Source organism: Microcystis sp. M53603_WE2, assembly GCF_030065435.1.
Map to the genome: position 1 here is coordinate 1 of NZ_JASJFF010000160.1, position 3,327 is coordinate 3,327.

General features: G+C 43.6%; 1 protein-coding gene and 1 pseudogene. One reads left to right on the forward strand and one right to left on the reverse strand.

Translation table 11 applies throughout. From position 1 onward, the window contains the following. Positions 1-586 precede the first annotated feature (586 nt). Positions 587-2,683, forward strand: a complete 2,097-nt coding sequence (gene pta / locus PX481_RS03585; RefSeq protein WP_288093690.1) for a phosphate acetyltransferase — start codon at positions 587-589, stop codon at positions 2,681-2,683. Positions 2,684-2,870: 187 nt separating this feature from the next. On the opposite strand, the pseudogene PX481_RS03590 reads toward pta, so the two are convergent. Then, a pseudogene (locus PX481_RS03590) lies at positions 2,871-3,032 on the reverse strand (DUF2281 domain-containing protein); the annotation flags it as partial. Positions 3,033-3,327: the final 295 nt, after the last annotated feature.

Genomic DNA, 3,327 nt, shown 5'->3' on the forward strand with positions numbered 1-3,327 from the left:
GATTTTAGGTTCGATCCCCCCTGCCCCCCTTAATAAGGGGGGTGCCGATAGGCGGGGGGATCCCCCCTGCCCCCCTTAATAAGGGGGGTGCCGATAGGCGGGGGGATCCCCCCTGCCCCCCTTGATAAGGGGGGTGTCTGACAACTTTTAACGCCTACCTACTTAAATCTTTATGAAAAACCAAGCCTTAGCTGGAAAGCCGGTGATAGGATTTTCTGGAGTCTTTATTGTAATCTGAGGAAATTAAATCAAGTCGATGGAAAAAATGTTACCAGTGAACAGCAATCGGACAAAATAACTGCTAGATTACAAGGTATAGTCCATCACTCTCTGGTAGATATTCAAACAGCGATCGCTCTGTGAGAAAAATCTCTGGATTAGCCAACAACTAAAGATAGTTTACCTGAAAATTTCCCAACAATTCACGCCCTTATAGACAACTTGATCGCTGCCCCCCTTATTAAGGGGGGATTAAGGGGGGATCAAAACCACCTTATTAAGGGGGGATTAAGGGGGGATCAATCGCTCACCTCAAGGTTGGGGTAGCCCAATTAAATCCCACTCTTGTTATTATTCTGCTCTACCCATGACTAACTCTTTATATATCAGCACGACGGCAACGGGAAGCGGTAAAGCGTTAGTAGCTTTAGGAATTATTGACTTAATTCTCCGCAAAACTAATAAAGTTGCTTTTTTCCAGCCAATTGTTCTCGACTGTTCCCAAGGTCATCGGGACGAAGACATTGACTTAATCCTCAATTATTTTAAATTAGAACAAACCTACGAAGAGGCCTTTGGTTTATGTTATGACGAAGTTAAGGATTTATTGGTACAACAAAAATTTGATGAAATCATCGAAAGAATTATCAAAAAGTTTAAAAACTTAGAAAAAAAATATGATTTTATCCTCTGTGAAGGTTCCGATTACCTGCAAGAAAATTCCGCCTTTGAATTTGAACTAAATACAGAAATTGCCAAAAATCTCGGTTATCCCATCTTAATATTAGGTAATGCCCACAATCGCAGTATCGAAGATGCCCTTAGTCCGATCCTGATTTCCTGCGACACCTACCAAGATAAAGGTTGTACGGTGATTGGGATTATTATCAATCAAGCTGAAGAGGAAAAAATAGAGGAATTACGGAAAACCCTGACTAAAATTTTTCCCCCCCAAGAATATGCCCTAGGAGTGATTCCCCATAATGCTAAACTGAGCAGCCCGCGAGTGGCAGAAATCGCCCAACAATTACAGGCAAAAGTTCTCTACGGACAGCAGAGATTAGACAGTTTAGCTAGTAACTTTCTGGTGGTGGCCATGCAGATGCAAAATGCCCTAGAGCGGATAAAAGAAGATAGTTTAATTATCACTCCTTGGGATCGCGGCGATGTGATTATCGGGATGTTACAGGCCCACCAATCAGCCAATTATCCCCAATTAGCCGGTATAGTCTTAACAGCAGGTCATAACCTCAATCCTTCGATCGCCCGTTTAATTGAAGGTTTGCCCGATCCCTTACCGATTCTCTCCGTCACCACCGATACCTACACCACGGCCGAACGCATCCACCAAGTGCGGACCACCCTGACCTCGACGGACTACGATAAAATTAACCTCAGTCTGCAGCTTTTTCACAGTAACATCAATCTCGATCGCCTAGAAGCGCAAATTCGCACTTTGCGGACCCAGGGGATTACCCCGAAGATGTTCACCTATAATCTCGTACAACAGGCCAAAGCGCAAAAACGTCACATCGTTTTGGCCGAAGGGACTGAACCGCGCATCCTCCAGGCAGCCACAGTTTTAATCGAACAGGATATCGTCGATTTAACCCTCTTGGGACAACCGGACGAGATTGCAATGGTGATTAAAAAACATGGTATCACTCTCGATCTCGATCGCCTGCAAATTATTGACCCCGTGGCTAGTCCCCATTTTGAAAGCTATGTGCAGACCCTCTACGAAGCGAGAAAAGCCAAGGGAATGAATCTCGACATGGCCCGGGATTATGCACAGGATGTCTCCTATTTTGGCACTTTAATGGTGTATCAAGGCGATGCTGATGGTATGGTATCGGGGGCAGTGCATACCACTCAACACACGATTCGGCCTGCACTCCAGATTATCAAAACTAAGCCCGATTGTGCGATCGTCTCCTCGGTCTTTTTTATGTGTCTAGAGGATCGGGTCTTGGTCTATGGGGATTGTGCGGTCAATCCCGACCCTAGCGCCGAGGAATTAGCCGAAATAGCCCTATCTTCTGCCGAAACCGCCCAAAAATTCGGAATTGAGCCGCGAATCGCCCTGCTTTCCTATTCTTCGGGTCAATCGGGCCAGGGAGAAGACGTGGAAAAAGTACGACAAGCGACCAAAATCGCTAGGGAAAAACGCCCCGATTTGAAGCTAGAAGGCCCGATTCAGTACGATGCGGCGGTAGATAGGGAAGTAGCCGCCCAAAAAATGCCGGGGTCAGAGGTGGCGGGCCAAGCAACGGTGTTTATTTTTCCTGACCTGAATACAGGTAATAATACTTATAAAGCCGTGCAGCGGGAAACGAAAGCTTTAGCGATTGGTCCAATCCTACAGGGATTAAAAAAACCCGTCAATGATCTCAGTCGCGGTTGTACCGTTCCCGATATTATCAATACGGTGGTGATCACGGCAATTCAATCCCAATCTTTTTGAGTTATCGTCATTTCAGAACAGAGAGAGAGTTTACCAATTTTTACCTTGATCGATATTTCCTAAAAACTAGCAATACTTACAAAAACATTATCGGTATTTTCAAGACTATCTCGCAGCGAAACAGGCAAAATTGGGTCATCCTCAGCTAACCAGATAAAGACATGAGTATCTATTAAAGCACTCCTCATTACCTATAGTCGTCAAAGTCTTCTAAGGGAGCATCAAAGTCATTAGCTAAAGGTAAAACGAAAGTTCCTTTTATTGAACCAGCTAAAGTTCTTTTAACAGTTACGGATTCTTTTACTGCTTGTTTATCTTCTTCTGTTTGGTCAGACTTAGTGAGCAAATATTCGGCATAATGTCAAAGTTCAGTTTTGAGAGCATCGGGCATATTCTCAACTATATTCTTAATCCTGCAATGATTTGGCATTGGGTAAATCTCTAAAAGCAAGCTGTAAAATTTGCTCATAAACAGGCTGGTTTTTCAATGCCTTCAAATCTTTGAGAAATCTTTTTCGATATTGAACCTTCAAGGTAAGTAGCTGGTTATAATTAAATTAAAAATGGATTTTAGGTTTGATCCCCCCTGCCCCCCTTAATCTATCCATTAGTCACATCTTTCTTAACATAAAATTTGACAAAAA